Origin of the sequence: Pedobacter yonginensis (genome assembly GCF_003173595.1) — a bacterium.
In the GTDB taxonomy this organism is placed as follows: Bacteria; Bacteroidota; Bacteroidia; order Sphingobacteriales; family Sphingobacteriaceae; genus Pedobacter; species Pedobacter yonginense.
This window is the reverse complement of the sequence record NZ_QGNZ01000001.1, coordinates 629,136-647,451: the sequence shown is the minus strand read 5'-3', so window position 1 is coordinate 647,451 and position 18,316 is coordinate 629,136. Positions and strand designations below refer to the sequence as shown.

Sequence of the window (18,316 nt, the reverse complement as noted above, 5' to 3'; positions counted from 1 at the left end):
AAATTTAATGGCTGAAAAAGGCTATTTATTCTAGAATTTTCTCCAGCTATTGTACAATGTTATCAATTCAAAAAATCAGCTGTAACATTGTAAATTCATTATCACAGCCATGTTACAAGATAGAAATAAAATTCATATATAAATGTAACATTCTTAAATAAAAAAAGGAAGCGATTTCTCGCTTCCTCTAAAACCAAATATAAAAATTAACCAGACGAATGAGCAAACGCCTTAGCTAAGCTCTTGAATACTATTGAAGCGGATCAAACGGCCCACCCCAAGTATTGTTTTGTTGTAAATTAATGTTGTTGTTTATAGCTGCCGTAGGAATGCCATAGAAATAGTTACCAGCTTGGAAATTAATGTTTTGCGTATCCAATACTTTTAAACTTACGGTGAAACTTGTCGTATACAAGTTATCTAACGAAGTAATGGCTGATGCTTCTCTAGTGCCAGCAATATAATCCGTTGCCAATGTACCACTTCTGTTTAATTGAACCACTATTGCATTTCTTCTGGTGCCATTCAGGGTAGATTCTAACAGCTTTCTTCTTCTCAAATCGAAGAATCTTTTCCCTTCAAAAGCAAACTCAATTTGTCTTTCTTTCATGATGGCATTGATTAAGTCAACGCGAGACATACCAGCAGCCAGGCCATATAAACCATCCGTGCCTGCTTCTAATCCTGCCCTTCTTCTAATGGCAATCAAATTGGCGTAAGGCTCATCAGATAAACCTAATTTGTTTAATTCGGCAGCACTTTCTGCTAAATTTAACAATACTTCTGCATAGCGAATCTCAATCCAGTCGGTGCCAATAAATGTACTTGGCGATGCTTTTGTTTCATCTACACCTTTACGTAAATAAAAGCCTGTGTTACTTGCAGCAGTTGGTTCTGTTGTTCTGTTGGTTGTACCAGAAGATGCGCTGAAATAATAATAGGTCCAAACCCTGGCACCATTCATTACACTACCCCAAGTTGCACCGTTGTAGGCTATCGTTGCGTTAAATCGTGGGTCTCTATTTTTGTAGAAGGTTGATAATGAATATGGATATTTAGTAGATGCGCCTGTTCCTGTAGCCGGTTTACCATCTAACATCGGGAAAGCTAAACTCATTTCGTAAGTTGGCGTATATGAACCACTTCCAGAAACCGACCGCGGTCTGGCTGAATTGTCGAATGTGTTGTTGTTTTGATTAATATCTACTGTAGAATTGTTATATCCAGTTACCAATACCGCTTCCGGGTTTAATGGCGCACCTGATGATGTTCCACCTTCGGTTGTCCACATGGTGTAATCAAATTTTGAATACAAGCCGAAACCATTGGCCGATAAGAGCGTTACTGCGGTTTTGTTTGCATCGTAAGCGGCTTGCCATCTGGCAGCATCGTTATTCGGGTTAAACTGTGGACTAGCGTAAGTTAGTAACACACGACCCATAAAGGCTGCCGCGGCACCAGAGGTAATTCTACCATAATCGGCTTGTTTAGGCCATTTTGCTGGTAAATATTTTACGCATGAATCTAAATCTCTTTTTACTTGAGCAAATACTTCGCTGGTTTTGGCACGAGGCGTTAAGGCCAATTGTTTGGCTTCATCGCCAACGGCATTAAGCGGCTCCAATATTAATGGCACACCACCGTACAATTTAGCCAATTCAAAATATCTGTAAGCCCTCCAGAAATAGGCTTGAGCGGCAAATCTGCGTTTCACCGCAAGATCAAGTGTTCCTGCATTTAAATCGCGCAGAAAAGTGTTGATTACCCGTATTTTACCATAGCTGTTGTTGGAGGCATTGGCAACTCCTAAATCGGTTACGCTTTCTATTGTAGCCGTTCCCAAAACGAAAACGTTGCTTCCCTGACCCTCTTCCGTTAAGTTGTAGGTTCCGGCTGAATGTATTGAACCGCCTGTTGTACCAAACCATCCCGGCTGATTTTGACTGTATAAATAATCACAGTTTAATTTTACCGTTGTTGAATCATTAAAAATCTGTTCAGCGGTAAAATTTCCTACATCTGATTTTTCTAAAACTTTTTTGCAATTGGTTAGCGATAAAACAGCTAAGCTAAGTGCAGTTATGACGAATATCTTTTTCATTTTTATAGGTATTAAAAGCCAATATTTAAACCAAACGACCATGTTTTTAGGGTTGGGTAACTGTATAAAGCTGTTTGAAGATCTCTGTATTTACCAGGGTATGGATTAATAAATTGTATCGGATTGGTTGCCACCGCGTAAATCCGAGCGCTGGCCATACCCACTTTGTTTGCAAACTTGGTTGGAATGTTGTAGCTCAAATTTAAACTTGTAACATTAAAACTTGTTGAACGCACCAACCAAAAATCGGTTGTAGTTTCAAAGTTTGTTCTGAAGAATGGATTTGGATAAGCCGCATTCGTGTTGGTTGGCGTCCAGTGATCTACCCAATATGAAGGACGGTTGTTGTAAATTGATGCACCTGTGCCTGCACTCGATTGGTTAGCTGGTTTTAAACCATCAATTGATGTCCAACCACCCCAAGACATACCCATAATTACATTCAATACTAAACCCTTATAACCCAGGCTAAAGTTTAAACCTAAAGCATTGTGGTTGTTTTGTCTGTCTTTGATAAAATACTGATCTTTCTTGTCTGTACTAATGATACCATCGCCGTTCACATCCTCATAGTTAATCATACCCGGTTGAAGTGCTTGACCGAATATTTTAACGTTTTGAGCACCGCCCGCTGCTGCAGCTCTTTGTGCGATAATGGCATCTGCGTCGGCTTGAGTTCTGATGATACCCAATGATTTATAGCCGAATATACCCAAATCTGACGATCTGCCTGTCACATCTTCAATAGTGCCTACAATTGCAGCAGATTGATCTACTTTTAGCATTTTGTTATCCATCCAAGTGTAAAACGGACTGAAGCTATAGGTAAAGTCTTTTCCGATTTTATCTCTCCACGCCAGTGAGAATTCGTAACCAAAAGTATTGGCGTTAGTGTAATTTTCTGTTGGTGTACTTGCACCAATTGTTGCCGGAACAGATGAACTTAGTGAGGTTAAAATATCTGTACCATGGTTCCAATAATATTCTCCTGTAAATGATAAGCGATTTTTTAAGAAAGCCATATCCACACCATAAGAAGTTTTAAGCTCTTTATTCCAAGTTACATCGGCATTAGGGATAGCTAAATTTGGTTTAATGGCGATGGTTCTATTATCGTTTCCATTAAAAACCGCTCCACCAGCACTACCTGTACCTAAGTTATAGTTGGCTAAATATTGGTAAGCTTTGGTGTTATCCACACCAGATAAACCGAATGATGCTCTGAATTTTAATAAATCGATCCATTTAAAGTTATCAGCAATGAAAGATTCCTTAGATGCCACCCATCCAACTGATGCTGCTGGGAAGTTACCCCAGTTATTGCCTGGCGCAAATCTCGAACTACCATCTCTTCTGAAAATAAATTGGAACAAATACTTCTGATCGTAATCGTAATTCAATCTAGAAATGAAAGATTGAAAACCAAAAGTGCTCACTGCTGATGATTGATTAGAACTTGATGCCCCTACCGCGAAGGATTGATAATCTAAAGCGCCAGCTACTAAACCTGTTGCCTCAGCATTTACACTTTCGCTATATTGTTCCCTTTGTTCAAATAAGGCTATGGCAGAAACGCTGTGTTTACCAAATGTGCGGTTGTAAGTTAAACCTCCATTTACCTGATAAGAATCTGCAAATGTAGGGGTTAAACGAACCTTATCGCCATTTAATACGTTGAAAGTACCCGTTAGTGCACCACCTGGGATGTGACTATTTGCACCTGTACCCGCATATTTGTAATAAACAAAGGATGTACCGAATTGCTTATTATTTGCTGCATTTAAGTTTTTATTAAATGTAGCGGTTGCCATTAAACCCTTAATGCCCGGTATTTCATAAGTAACCTTTGTTAAAATATTGGTTGAAGTATTGGTACCACCTGTGTAGTTGTTAGAATTTTGGATTTGGAAGAAGTTGATGTTATCATTACCCCCCGTATTACTGCCTCCAATTACAACTGGGTTGCCATTGATGAAATATTCTTGCCAAGGCTGAACGTTTTGTAAAGATGCTGCATCATTGTCCAAATTTTCAGATGTGCTGGTTAGTTTATACCAATAACTTCTAGAGTAACCTACATTGGTGTTTAGAGATAATGAGGTAACCAAACCTTTAGCTGGTTTTGCTTCAACCGAAGCCCTTAAACCATATTTGTGTGAGTTGATACCTTTAAAGTTACTGTTTTGGTTTACAAAATCGCCACCAATAAAATAAGTTACCTTATCTGTACCACCACTAATGTTTGCTGCTGTACGCCAAACGTAAGCCGGACCAAAAGCATCATCAAAATAATTATGACTGTTTCTCGAGAAGTAATCCAATTCATCTGGTGTGTACCAAGCTGCCGTTCTGGTATTTGCAGGTACGCCTGCCGTTACTAAGTAACCATCCGCATTGATAAATTTATCAACGGGTACACCAGGTACGGTTTGGATATAGGCAGATGCATTGGTATAATCGTTAGAAAAGGCCGCCAACTCGCTAGAGTTCATAAATTTAGGCATGATGGTAGCGGTTGAAACCCCTAATGAGTTACTGATGCTAAATTTTGGCGCACCGATTTTTCCTTTTTTAGTGCGAATCATAACCACCCCATTGGCACCTTGAATACCGAAAATGGCTGCTTCAGCATCTTTCAAAATCGTAACACTTTCTACCTCATTAATATCTAAATTATCGAAATCGGCTTGTGTTCTTATGATATCATCAATAACGAACAAAGGATTGGTGCCTTGTCCACCATCTTTAGCAAAAACCACAGGATTACGAATGGTGATTGTAGTTCCCTGTCCTGGTCTTTGTGCTCCACCAGAAACACTTAAACCTGGAGTTGTCCCTTTTAAGGCAGATGTAATGTTTAATGCTGGAATATCTTCTACCGTTTTTAAATCTGGTGATGACACCGACCCAGTTAAGGAAATTCTTTTTTGAGTACCGTAACCTACAATTACCACATCATCCAAGTTCTTGTTATCAGGAACCAATCTAATATTTATGGTTGATTGTGTGCCTACCGGTACTTGTTGTCTGATAAAACCAATGTAAGAAAACACCAAAACATCCGAATTGGATTTTACCTGTATGGTATAAACTCCATCGGCATTGGTACTTACGTTACTCGGAATCCCTTTGAGGCTAACGTTAACCCCTGGTATTCCGGAACCATCCGATTGATCTACAACTTTACCCGTAACCTTTCGGTCTTGTGCAAAGAGGACTGTACTTACCAGTAACATTACCAGTAAAGACAATGAAATTTTGCGTAAAAATTTTAAGTTCATATTTATTATTTGGTTAGTTTTTAATCGATTTTACTCCTATCTAATTCGGGGAAATTGCTAAAAGTTTGTTCGTAATTGGGATGACAATTCCGGTTGGGTGACTAGCAATTGCACTGAAAATTTTATGTTTTAAAAAAATTTTGTTCGTGTAGAAGAGGAAGCGCAGCAGTTTCATGCGAAAAACCTTTAGCGATTTTATGATAAAGATGGCTCATCTATCTAATTAGTTTGTTTATATGTTGGTTAGAAAGTATATTAAATACTTCTTTAATTTAAAAAATGATGCATCAAGAGCGCTCAGTTACCTTTTTACATACCTTGTTGCCAATGAAAGCAAAGGGGTACAAGCTCAATAAATCATTCCTTTAAAATCATTACAATATAAATATAAAATTCATATATAAATACAATATTCTTAAATAAAAAATGTTAAAAAAATTTGATGGAATATTAGGCCCATTTTCCACCAAATTTATAGGCTATTTCGATGGGGCGGCAGCTTTCCTTCGTTTTTCCCATTCTATCCCTTCTTTTTTCAAATCGTAACCTTGAGCAGATAAGTAATTGTTGATTCTACCTTTGTACTTGCCAAACCATGCATGTTTCTTATCTGATGATTCTGCATCAATGGCATGCTCTCTTGCTTCTACCAACCAAAGGTAAATTTGCTTTTTTTGAACTTCAGTTAAGGTTAAAATTTCTTCCTGATAAGCTTTGTAGGTAATTGGAAGAATATTGTAAGTCATGCCGTTTTTTACCAATTCGATTTGATCTTGAGTGAGTTTAGACTCCAGTTTACCGATGTATTTTTTATGGAGCTTTGCCAAACTCCCCTCTACCATTCGGTTTTCTTTTGCAATAGCCGAGTCTCTTTCTGCTTTATTGTCTTTGTTTCTTTCTTTGATGTCTTTTAATTTCAAATCGCGTTCGGCATAAACATCATTTAGGTTACTGTATTGGTCTCTAATGATGTTTCTAACTTGCTCTACCTTTTTCGCATCAGCTATACCAATATTTGCCACAATTTTATCGGCCCTTTCGGCGATGACTTTCGTATAGGCTAACTTTTCTTCTGCGGTTTTATCTTGCGCAAAGGTTGAGCTTAGTGTTGAGCACGTTAAAAAAAGAATGAATAGGGATAATTTCATTTTTTATGTTTTTAATTTGAATTGCTTTTTTTAAATAAATTAACATCTCCACAGAAATGTACTTTTAGGCCAAGTTCATCCATTGCTGCCGCTTTTATTCTGCAAGCTTCGTGTGCATTTGCTTCATAATGAGTGTACACCACCTGAATATGGTTGGCCTTATGTCTGGCCATCATTTGATCTCGACTAACCCCTCTCAAAACGGCGTGCATAATCGGCCATTCTGGTGTGGTCAAATTCCATCTTCTATTGGTTTCTTTCTCGGGCAATGCAACCACCTCACCTACGCCAATATCGCAATGTAGCTCATTTTCCATGATATACACCCGGCTCCAAACAATAAAGCCTGGTTTGCTTACCCCTTTTAATGAGCCCCCACCTAAACGAAAATACATAGCGGGCTGTCTATCGCTGCTTGCCCCTTCATAACCATTTATAAAATGGGCAGGTGGCGCGGCACCGGAAATTAAAAATAACCACACAAAATCGTCGATTCCCTCGCCTTTATAATGTTCACCCCAACGAATATCGTGTAAGGTGTTTTCGCCTGTCATGCCCAACTCATTCCATAAATGATAGGTTACAAGTGCATCTAAACCTGCACATTCATCAACCTCATTAAAATGTGGAAGCGCCTTTTTAGCATATAATTCTTTACCAGTTTTTGAATAAACAGGTGGGCGATCTTGATTATTTAATAAACCTTCAACCAAATCGCTGGCCACCGTTAAATCTTTCAAACCTTGTTGATATTGAATGCCAATGGTATCGCAACTAAAATCATTGGCAATGCGCAATGCAGAAATGTACATTTTGCATTGTTCTAGCGTTTGTTGCTTGGTGAGCTCAGTTTCATCATGGGTTCCCCAATTAAAAGTCATGCCTTTATTCAGCAACCAATCTAAAACGGCTTGGGCTTCGGTATCAGTTACCTGAAGCATTCCTGCATATAAAGCAGATTGACTTAAGCGTTCTTTAAAAAAACCAGTTTTGTGCAACAATTCATCTGGAATGATAGCATTGTACATTCCCATACAGCCTTCATCAAAAACACCCATAATTACTTTACGTGCCTTTAATTTACGGGCAAAGGTTCTGCCTAATTTTTCATCGGCTAAAGGAATTTTATTTAAGGAAAAACTTTTAACATGACTTTGATCGTAGGTGATTTTACCAAGCGAAAGCCATTCTTCTAAGCCTTTTGTAAAGAAATCATCTGTAAAATCTTCGCTCCAAAGGGTGCTGTATATAATTTCGGCTTTGGTTAAGCAACCGTTAAGATTTAACATACCCACCAAGCCAGGCCATTGGCCGCTCCAATTTGCAACAGTTAATATTGGGCCTTTGTGTGTAGTTAAGCCTGCAAGTACATGGTGAGAGTATTGCCAAACGCTTTCTGCAACAATAATGGGCAGGTGGGGATCAATCGTATTGAAAACATCCATACCCATTCTTTGCGAATCTATAAACCCGTGTTTTTTAATGGAATCGTATGGGTGAGCACGCTTAACACTGTAGCCCAATTTCTCGATGGCCTGTGTTAATTTATGCTCCATTTGCACCTGCGCCTCCCAGCAATTTTGATTGGCTGAAAGTCGAAGATCTCCACTAGAAACGAATACAATTTGCGTTGGATTAGTGCGACTCATAATTCATTAATAAACAAATTATTTCTATATAAATAATTTGTCGGTTTATATTTTGGTTATTGCCTAACAGGCCATATACAAAACTCAGCAATCAAAAACGTTAATTACTAATAGTTTTTAGCAAATTAATATAGGATATTATCCTATTATACCCTAACTTTAAGCACTCAATAGTTATGATTTGCCAAACATAATGTTGTAGCCCCTAACCAAATATTTGTACTGAATCATGAAACCGCATTTTCATAAAGTTCCTGTCACGCTTCAAAGTTCATTTAGTATTCGCCATGATATTAAGCCAGATTTCGGCAACATTTGGCATTACCACCCAGAGTTGGAGTTGCACTATGTTATTAAGGGTGAAGGCGTGCGATTTATTGGCGACAACATCAGCAATTTTGAACCAGATGAAATGGTTTTGCTTGGCGAGAATTTACCACATACCTGGCGTTGCAAAGACGAATACTTTCAAGGAAATCCCGATTTAAATACTGAAGCCATGGTGATTCATTTTTTACCCGATTGCCTAGGTAAATATTTATTAAACCTGCCCGAAGCCTACTTAATTCCTAAATTATTTGAAAAGGCAAAAAGCGGAATGGTGATTAAGGGAAAGGCAAAAGATAAATTGGTTGATTTAATGAGAAATGCCGTTGATGCCACAAATCTCGATCGGATTATTATTCTTTTATCCATCCTTAAAACCCTAGCCGAAACCGATGAATATGATTCCATCGTAACCAGTAAAAATACGTTTTATCAATCTAACGAATCGGAAACCCTGCGGATTAACAAGATATGTAACTACACCTTAAGCAATTACAAAAAGGATATTACGCTGGATGAAGTTGCATCCCTAAGCAATTTAAGCGTGACCTCTTTTTGCAGGTATTTTAAATTAATGACGAAAAAAACCTTTTATGATTTTCTAATCGAAATTAGGGTAAGCCATGCGTGCAGATTTTTAATCGAAAACAAACTGCCAACTGAAATGATTTGCTTTGATTGTGGTTTTAACAATGTATCTAACTTTTACCGCCACTTTAAAAAAGTAACCGGAATGACTCCGTTAGATTATAAAAGAAAGTATCTGAATTAATAATCATTAGGTTAACTCTTCAACAGCAGTCTTGCCGCTTTGCATAGTTTTGTAATTCTTCAATTCCCTTAGATAAAAACCTGAATATTCAAATCGCTCCTTAAGGCCGCATAATCTTCAAATAATTGTTCTACTTCTTTAACAACAGTCGGCGTAAAAGCACCTACCTCCCGACGCGTAAAAGTAGAGATGTTTAGGCCCCTCTTTTGCAAGAAATATTTCGATACAATGGGATAAACGTTGTGCATCACATCCATGTTGTCAATTAGAAATTGTTGCACAAGCTGCACTTCTTCTGTTAAACTTTCATCGTTGTAATGATCGCAAAGCCAAACAATTAGCTCGGGAAAATAATTGCCTTGAATGCAAGATAAACCAGATGAGCCTGCCTTTAGTGATTCTACCGCATGAACAATGTAAGCATCATACAATCCAAAGGCATAATTTTCAGTCAACTTAAGTTTTTGCTTAATCTGTGCTAAATCCAAACAGGTATCTTTGTGGTAAATTACGCGTCCGGTTGAAACAAAACTTTCAAGTTGCGTTGGTTTTAACACCCTTTTGTAGGGCACAGGGCATTCATAAAAACCGATTGGAATTTCATTCGTTTGATTTAATAAATTGAAAACCCGATCATTAAACACATCATCGCTCTCCTTTTCATCGGCAAGCAAGCTCGTAATGGCAATAACGGCTTCCACACCTTCATCGCTAACGGCTTTTACAAAATCGGCTTGCTTTGAAATTGCGCCACCAAAAGTACCCGTAGCCACCACAGGAACTGCACCATTAACCACTTTGATCACGTGCCTAATGGCTTGGATGCGCTCCTGATCTGTGAGTTCGAACATTTCGCTCGACAAACAATTCGCAAACAAACCCGACGAACCTGCTTGTAAATAAATTTCTGTTAGCTGTGTTAATGCTGGATAATCTATATTTCCGTTGCTTAAAAAAGGCGTAAGCATAACCGGGATGAACCCTTTTTGTGAGTTTTCCATTTGTAAATGATGGGATAAATTTTAGTTAAATGACTATCTGAATGTGCCTAGAATGAAGCTAATTCGCTGTTTTAAGTTTTCTATTTTTAATTTTTGTCAGAAAAATTCCGGTTAAAAATATGGTTAAGGTGCCCACCACGATAATCATATTTTTGTGCAAGGGATTTCTAAAAACTTCGTATTCTGGAGGCAGAAGCGAAGAAAAAGTCATCCATATAATCACGGCAATACCAATTATGGTTGCGGTGATGGCCTCATGGTTTTTGGTTTGCCTACTGATGATGCCCAATAGAAACATGCCCAACATCCCTGCGGCAAAAATGCCCGAAAGTTCCCACCAAACGTCTAAAATACTTTTCACGCCAATCATCGCGATGCCAGCAATCATCCCAAGTAAGCCAAATACAATGGTTGCCAAGTGTAACAGTGACAGATTTTGCTTTTCGGTTACATCGGGCTTAATGTATCTTTTATAAATATCAACTGAAAAAACAGTTGCTGAAGCATTCATTCCAGAGCTTATGGTGCTCATTGCCGCAGATAAAATAGCTGAAACAATTAAGCCAACCAAGCCTATCGGAATCTTCGTGACCATGAAATGGGGCATAATTTTATCGCCATAATCTGCTGGTTGTAAGGTTCTTTCTAAATTTAACACTTGTGTGGCCGAGCTGTTAATCGGCAATCGCTCTAAAGCCACCTGATGTTTGATGGATTGCACCAAATCTGGATTCACATCATAGTACGCATACAAACAAGATCCTATAATAAAAAACAGTAAGGATGCAGGTACATATAAATACACACAAAGCCAAATGGATTTTGATGCAGCTTTACTCGATGAAGCCGTGTGGTACCGTTGGATGTAGTTTTGATCCATCCCAAAATTGTTTAGGTTGATGAAAAAACCATACAGCAACACTACCCAAAAGGATGAATTTATAAAATCGAATTTAAAACTACCCAAGCTAAATTTGTGTGCAGACTGACCAATGTCAACAATTTTTGAGACCCCACCTGGCATATTGGTAACAATGAGGTAAAGGATAAGCAAGGCACCAAATGTTTTAACAACGGCTTGCACTACTTCTGTCCATATTACCGCTTCAATTCCTCCTAAAACGGTGTAAATAATGATACAGATGCCCATTACAATCATAATCATCTGCATGGAATATCCTGTGAGGGCTTGCAAACTTAGTGCGATACCAAAAAAGATAGATCCCATTCTGGCCAATTGAGTAAGCAGAAAACAGATTACGGCATATACCCTAGCCCATGCTCCAAATCGTTTTTCTAAATGGGTATAAGCAGAAATTTCACCTGTATTTCTATAAAATGGCACAAAGTATTTTGAGGCAATCCACGCGGCTAGTGGCATCGAGATGCTAAAAACAAATGCATTCCAATTTCCACCGAAAGCTTTTCCAGGTACGCCAAGAAAGGTGTTGCTGCTTAAAAATGTTGCGTAAATAGATAATCCTATTGCCCATCCGGGAATGAGGCCCGAAGCTTTTGTAAATTGCTCGGAATTTTTATTTTTTCTAGAAAAATAAACGCCAACCAATATCATTCCAACAAGGTAAATGAAGATAATCGCAAGATCGAGAATAGGAAGACCTTTCATTAGTTGTTGGCTCGTGTATTAATTTGGTTAAAACAAATATGCATGTCTAAATTGCAGCATTCATATAAGATTTTGGCTACATATTATACCATCTTATCTTATTGAACATCCAAAGCATCTATGGTTAAACCTCTACTGTTTTCTGCAATGATGCTTAGTTTGTAAGTTCCGGCATTAATCATACTTCCAGTGTTGGTATTTAGATAATTCCATTTACCCGCTTTGGTTGGGGTGAAAATTGCCTTTTCAGTTTTCATTAGCGTTCCATCTGCCACTCTAAATTCGATCATAGCGGTTAAATTCTGTTCAAAAGGATTGTGGTACTTTAACGTAAGTGAATAAGTGTCCGCCACGCCTACCGATAAGCTAAATTCTAGCGCATCTCCAAAGGTACTCTTGAAAGTTACCCTTGGCTTTCCCATTAAATCTTCCTTTACAATATTATTCCCTTTTAGAGTAGCATCTGTGGCTTTGTAAGTTGTGAGTGTTTTTAAATCGTAAGCGGGTTGCAAATTGCTTGGTGGAATAACGACCACTGTTGCAACATCCTTATCTACAAGCACTTGATCGCCTTTTTGATGCCTTTTCCGATAAACCTCGAAAGTTTTGCCCAATCCATTTGAGATTTGAGTTTTCGTATCTTCATAACTTTTTGGAATCGTGGCATTATTCGTATCTAAAGCAATAAACACATCTGCTTCTTGGTTCATCTTGAATGAAACTTCGCCATGTTTAGCACGCATTTGAATCCATTCTGCACCATAAAAATTGGTAGGTAATGCGGTAAATTCTGCCAAACCATTTTGATATTGCCTATCCCCTATATCCATCCAGCTGCTCACTTTATATTCATCACTTTGCGCTGCGTTTATGATGGAGTTGCGCTGCGTGCCAATCTTAATGTTTTGGTTTAGCGTACTAATTGCAATTGCTGATATAATGGCCTGCCCTGCTTTTACTTGCGGAAAGGAAATCACCAACTCACCCGCTTTGCTGTACACCTTTACAGTTTTTTTCAATACCTTGTTGGTACCCACTTCCTTCCAAATGTCCAAATCTTGAATGACGGTCTTGTTGTTTATGGCTACATCAAATAAACGCATTTTCTCTGCGTTTAAACCGCCTCCAAGGCCCAACCAAGGCTCGGTAAAATACAATTCTACCATGTATTCTCCATCTGCGGGAATCGGGAAATGAAACTTTAATTGATCTCTTCCATACCGAAACGATTGCATTAATTTCCAGTCTGAAGTGCCATCGATGGGAGCAAAAGTTCGCCGTTGACTGGCAAAGAAAGTTGGAACCCCTGGAAATGTCGAAGTCCAAGAGCTAGAGCCGTAGTTTTTGTTTTCGGGGTTTAGCTGTTGATCTGCCGACCAAACCTCTCCATATTCATCCGTGTAGTCTGGGCCTCCACAATTTAATCGATACAAGTAGTTTCGATTATTTTGGGCCTCAAGTATATTGGTTTGATGAACTAAACGACCAAAATTTGGTGCTTTTGGTAGGCCATTCAACACAACAACATCTTTGGCAACCGCTTTTCCGTTTACATAACCAATTGCATAGAGTACATTGTATTGAATATCAGGCTTATCCCATTGAAAATGACTCCCAATGCCCTTTTTGGTTTTCTTGCCCAGAGATTTACCATCCATGTCATTAAAAAGCTCCACCTCATCACAATTAGAATACACCACAACGCTGTCTTTTATTCCTGTAGTTGACCATCGATTTGGCCATGTATGAGAAACGATATAAACCATAGGTGCGGATTGTTTGGGCGCAAAATTGCTCCTAAACATATAATATACATCAGTTGGTTCCTCCCAAGGCGTAATCATGCCCTTATAATTTACAGGTCCTACCCGGTCTAAATCCCTCAATCCCTCGCCACCCTGCACCCGCCCTGGGTTATCATGTGAGCTGTAGAGCCAAAAAAAGTGTCCTGCCGTTTCATTTTTAACAGAATCGGCTAAACGCACTTTGGTTTCCATCAAATCAGCCATACTGTTTTCTGTGTAACCTTTTTCTGTTGCAGTCAAGCTATGGAGATCGAGCGTACGCCAGGCCCCGTACTCGCCTACCAGAACCTGTCTTTTTAAATCCTCACCATAAGTTAACGGATTGCCGCCATAAGTTCCCGTCCAGTTTTGTGGTACATCCCAATCGGTACCTTTACCGCCGTTACAGGTGGTTACCTTCCGTTGCGATGAGGCCGTTGGATCTAGTTTTCTGATTAATTCGGTGCATTCTTTTGCAAAATCTTCTGGTAGAGTACTCTCATTTTCTAAACCCCATAACACCACCGCCGGACTATTTCTGCGCTCTTTAACCCAATCGGTTAATAGTGATTTGAAATTCTTTCTAAATTCTGGTGTATCGTACCAAATGTGCGCCGCCATTTGCGTCCAACAGAGGATGCCCATCTGGTCCCAATAATCAGAATACAGCAAATTATGGGGTTGATGCGCATCGCGAAAGGCGTTAAAACCTGTTGATTTAACTTGCATTACACGCGATCGGATTTGTTCGTTGCTAAAGGCATGGCTCTGCCCAATTAAATGTTCATACTCTGCAATGCCATTTATAAAAACCGGTTTTCCATTTAAAAGAAACACCTTCTGACTGGCTTTATCGCCTATGGGCCAACTAATCCAACGTATTCCGTAAGGCGTTTTTAGCTCATCAACCAATTTCCCCTGCTCTAAAATGGTGGTTTTTAGGGTGTACAAGTATGGGTTTTCTAACGACCAAAGTTTGGGATTGTTAATTTTAGGCGTTTGCTTGGTAAATACCTTTTCCTCTCCTGCGGATAAGGTTTCTGCCTGTTTGAGTTCAAGAATCAGTTTTCCTTCACGATCCAACAATTGGCTACGCACCACAATGTTTTTGCTTTTGGAACTGTAATTTTTTAATGTGGTTTCGATTTTCAACACAGCAGATTGAGCCGAAATTTTATCGTCATTCCAAATGTGTACGCCAAAAGGCTCAATTCTGGTTTCATTTGTCACCATTAAATGAACCGGTCTGAAAATACCCATCGGTTGAGAGCCTTCGGAAAAACCTCTTTCGGTAGAGCATCCCCCATCAACCCAAGGCAAATCTTGAATATTTGCAGGATGGTCGGCCCGTACCGCCAACACATTCTCTTGATTGTTAACTTTTATCGCGGCTGTAACATCTAAGGTAAAAGTGGTGCGCCCGCCGGCATGACAACCCACCTTTTTGCCATTGAGCCAGATGGTTGCGTAAGAACCAACGCCTTCAAAATACAGGAAAAAGCGTTTTCCAAGCCTTTTTTCATTACTTTTAAAGGTTTTTCTATACCAAGCGTAGCCATGTTTATTGCCATGAAGTTTGCGTTGGTAGCCTTCGTACTGATCCCAGTTGTGGGGTACGTTCACGGTTTTCCATTTCGAAACATTATATTTTTCGGCTTGAAAGCCATCAAAAGCATGGATGCTACTTTCATCGGCTGTGGTTTGCCAATTTGCATTTAACAAAATATCCTTTCTTACAGAAGTTTGAGCCGACAGATTTTTGAATGGTGCCAGGCAAAGCAAAGTGAAAAAAACGCTTAAAAAATTCCTCATAATACTTTCAAATCGCTACTCACCTTATAAATGCCCCCTACTTTGGTATCGATGCTAATGGCTTGGTTTTTATACTTAATTTTACATACACCACCTGCTTTTGATTTCACCTCTAGTCCAGTTAATCTTCCTTTATCCCAATTGATGTTCAGCTCAAAACCACCTCTTGCACACAAACCTTTGATTTCGCCAAAGGGTAAATCGCTTGGTAAGGCAGGCAAAAGATCCAAATAGCCTTGGTGACTTTGTACAATCATTTCTGCAAGGCCTGCCGAGCCACCAAAATTCCCATCAATTTGAAAAGGCGGATGGGCATCGAATAAGTTTAGATAAGATCCTGAACCATTTCCGGCGGGCTTCATCAATAATTTAACCAATTTCATGGCATGATCACCATCTTTAAATCTGGCCCAAAAATTTATTTTCCAAGCCAAACTCCAGCCCGTTGCATCATCACCCCGATATATTAAAGATTGCTTTGCCGCTTGCATCATTTTAGCATCTCCATCCCAAGTGATGTCATTTCCAGGGAAAACACCCCACAAATGCGACACGTGGCGATGCTTGTTGGTGGTATCGTCTATATCCTGCAACCATTCTTGCAACTGACCAAACTTGCCGATTTGGTTGGGTGCGAGCTGTTGCAGTTTGGTAATTAAGTTTTTCCTGAACGCTTCATCTTTACCTAGCACTTTTGAGGCTTCGATACAATTTTTAAAAAGCGATCTGATGATTTGATGATCCATTGTTGGCCCTGCAACCAAACCACCATTTTCTGGCGAATTGGATGGTGTGCTAATTAACCAACCTGTTTTTGGGTCTTTAACCAGAAAATCCATAAAAAACATTGCGGCGCCTTTCATTAATGGATAGCCTTCCGTTTCTAAAAAAGCTTTGTCTTTAGTAAATAAATAATGTTCCCAAAGGTGTGTGCTTAGCCATCCTGCACCAGAAACCCAAATGCCATGATTTGAGGCATTTATAGGTGCTGTAGCATTCCATATATCGGTATTGTGGTGTAAAACCCAGCCTCGGGCATTGTAATAGTCTTTGGCCGTTTCTTGCCCAGACCTAGATAAACCCTCAATTTTTTTGAAAAGCGGATCGTTTAGGGCCGATAAATTTAAAACCTCAGTAGGCCAATAATTCATTTCCAAGTTGATGTTGGTGGTGTATTTGCTGCCCCAGGGCGGGCTGAGCAAATCATTCCAAATGCCTTGTAAATTAGCGGGTTGGGTGCCCGGTCGGGAACTGGAGATTAACAAATAACGCCCATACTGCATATACAAGCCAGCAAAGGCGGCGTCATGTGAAGTGGCAAACTTTTCCAATCGTTCATCAGTTGGCAAATTTTCATTTTCTGATGCACCAAAATTTACGCTAAAGCTATTGTAATACGATTGATATTCTTTAATATGATCGGCTTTAACAACTGCGTAGCTTTTGTCTTTCAATCCAACCAATGCCTTAACATTTGCAAGATCAGGATTACCCGAAACATCTTTTGCATCGATAAAATTCGTTCCGGCGGTTAAATAGAGCGTTACTTCATCGGCCCGGTTGATGCTGATTTTCTGATTAACGATGCTTACCGTGCCACCTTTAAGCACAGCAGTTAATCTCGCTACACCTTTTAATGCGCCATCTTTTACCTCGACATTAAGAGCCAAGCTATGATTATCAGAGACCTGGACAACAGATTTTCGGTGGACACTAGCAAGTTCAGCATCAAAACTAATGGAAGCCAACTTATTCGATGACAAACGGATGACAATAGCTTGGTTGGGTGCACTTGCAAAATATTCTCGCACGTAGGTTACGCCGCCCAAATCAAATGAAGTTTGAGCAATGGCCGTGCTTAAATCCAAACTTCGTTTGTAATTGGATATGGGCAATTTGGGTTGCTTGAAATACAGCTTAACATCGCCAAAAGGCTGGTAACTGGCTTGGTATTGTGCCACTTCTGGCGGATCTTCGTTTTGAATTTTATATTTCCAAGCCTTCACCAAAGAAATGCCCTGATCGATGCTTTGCCCCTCAGGATAAATACCGATTTTCTTTGTTTTGTCTTTATAGCCAGCAAGGCCACCTTTATCAAAGTAGTTTAAAACCTGAATGGCAATCGTATTTAATCCCTTTTTAAGCAGTTTTGCAGGAATGGTGTATTTTCTTGGTTCGTTGCCATCTGTATTGCCAACCAATTGTCCGTTGATATAAGTAAAATCCTGATCTCGGATTCGGTTCAAATCCAGCACTAGATTTTTGCCCAGCCAGCTTTCTGGAACATCGAAAGTGGTTCTAAACCAAACAGCGCCATCCAAATTGGCTAAGCCTACAGCTTCCCAACCCTCATACGAAGGAACCTGAATCGTTTTCCAGTCTCGATCATCGTATTGCGCTAAAGCCGCATTTCCTACCATCCCCTTACGCGAATGCATCTCCTCGACCCATTTTTTACGATCTCCAGTTTCACTCAAAAGACCCATAAATTGTTGCTGAGCAAGATCTTCGGCTTCTTTTTGTTTCCCTTCGAAGAGTAATTTTCTAATTTGAGGCAGATAAGCGGAGGCACCTTTTTTGTTATAATTTCTCGGTTTACCGCTCCAAAGCGTTTCTTCGTTAAACTGAATATGATCTACACTTGGCCCCGCAAAAATCATAGCGCCCAAACGCCCATTTCCAATCGGAAGTGCATCTGTCCACTTTTGTGCTGGCTTATTGTACCACAAATGGTTGTTTTGGGCTAAGGCCGTTGCACAAGCCAAACCCAACAGAAATAAAAGAGAAAAATACTTCGAAGTTAGGTTTGGCATA

The 18,316-nt window shown here is 39.4% G+C and carries 9 protein-coding genes; 1 reads left to right on the top strand and 8 read right to left on the bottom strand.

Features of this window, described 5'->3' with window-relative positions; genetic code table 11:
* Window positions 1-250 precede the first annotated feature (250 nt).
* The 4 genes from DHW03_RS02900 to DHW03_RS02885 form a co-directional block, all read right to left on the bottom strand.
* A complete protein-coding gene (locus DHW03_RS02900; protein ID WP_109924987.1) occupies window positions 251-2,101 on the bottom strand; it encodes a RagB/SusD family nutrient uptake outer membrane protein in 1,851 nt (616 codons plus the stop codon).
* A gap of 11 nt (window positions 2,102-2,112) precedes the next feature.
* Window positions 2,113-5,382: a SusC/RagA family TonB-linked outer membrane protein gene (locus DHW03_RS02895; RefSeq protein WP_109924231.1), complete on the bottom strand. Its 3,270-nt coding sequence runs from the start codon at window positions 5,380-5,382 to the stop codon at window positions 2,113-2,115.
* 479 nt (window positions 5,383-5,861) lie between these two features.
* Complete coding sequence (locus DHW03_RS02890; RefSeq protein WP_109924230.1) at window positions 5,862-6,530, bottom strand: DUF3826 domain-containing protein; 669 nt, start codon at window positions 6,528-6,530, stop codon at window positions 5,862-5,864.
* Between the two features lie 11 nt (window positions 6,531-6,541).
* Window positions 6,542-8,179, bottom strand: a complete 1,638-nt coding sequence (locus DHW03_RS02885; RefSeq protein ID WP_109924229.1) for a fucose isomerase — start codon at window positions 8,177-8,179, stop codon at window positions 6,542-6,544.
* 229 nt (window positions 8,180-8,408) lie between these two features.
* Here DHW03_RS02885 and DHW03_RS02880 point away from each other — a divergent pair, with 229 nt between their 5' ends.
* Entirely contained in the window at window positions 8,409-9,278 is an 870-nt protein-coding gene (locus DHW03_RS02880) for an AraC family transcriptional regulator (RefSeq protein WP_109924228.1), read from the top strand.
* Window positions 9,279-9,346: 68 nt separating this feature from the next.
* Here DHW03_RS02880 and DHW03_RS02875 read toward each other — a convergent pair whose 3' ends face one another.
* From DHW03_RS02875 to DHW03_RS02860, 4 genes are all read right to left on the bottom strand, one after another.
* A complete protein-coding gene (locus tag DHW03_RS02875; RefSeq protein WP_109924227.1) occupies window positions 9,347-10,279 on the bottom strand; it encodes a dihydrodipicolinate synthase family protein in 933 nt (310 codons plus the stop codon).
* A gap of 58 nt (window positions 10,280-10,337) precedes the next feature.
* On the bottom strand, window positions 10,338-11,906 hold the full coding sequence (locus DHW03_RS02870) for a sodium:solute symporter (protein WP_109924226.1): 1,569 nt from the start codon (window positions 11,904-11,906) through the stop codon (window positions 10,338-10,340).
* Between the two features lie 98 nt (window positions 11,907-12,004).
* On the bottom strand, window positions 12,005-15,502 hold the full coding sequence (locus DHW03_RS02865; protein ID WP_109924225.1) for a malectin domain-containing carbohydrate-binding protein: 3,498 nt from the start codon (window positions 15,500-15,502) through the stop codon (window positions 12,005-12,007).
* Window positions 15,499-18,315: a glycoside hydrolase family 95 protein gene (locus tag DHW03_RS02860; protein WP_109924224.1), complete on the bottom strand. Its 2,817-nt coding sequence runs from the start codon at window positions 18,313-18,315 to the stop codon at window positions 15,499-15,501. Before DHW03_RS02860 ends, DHW03_RS02865 begins: the two co-directional genes overlap by 4 nt.
* Between the last annotated feature and the right edge of the window lies 1 nt (window position 18,316).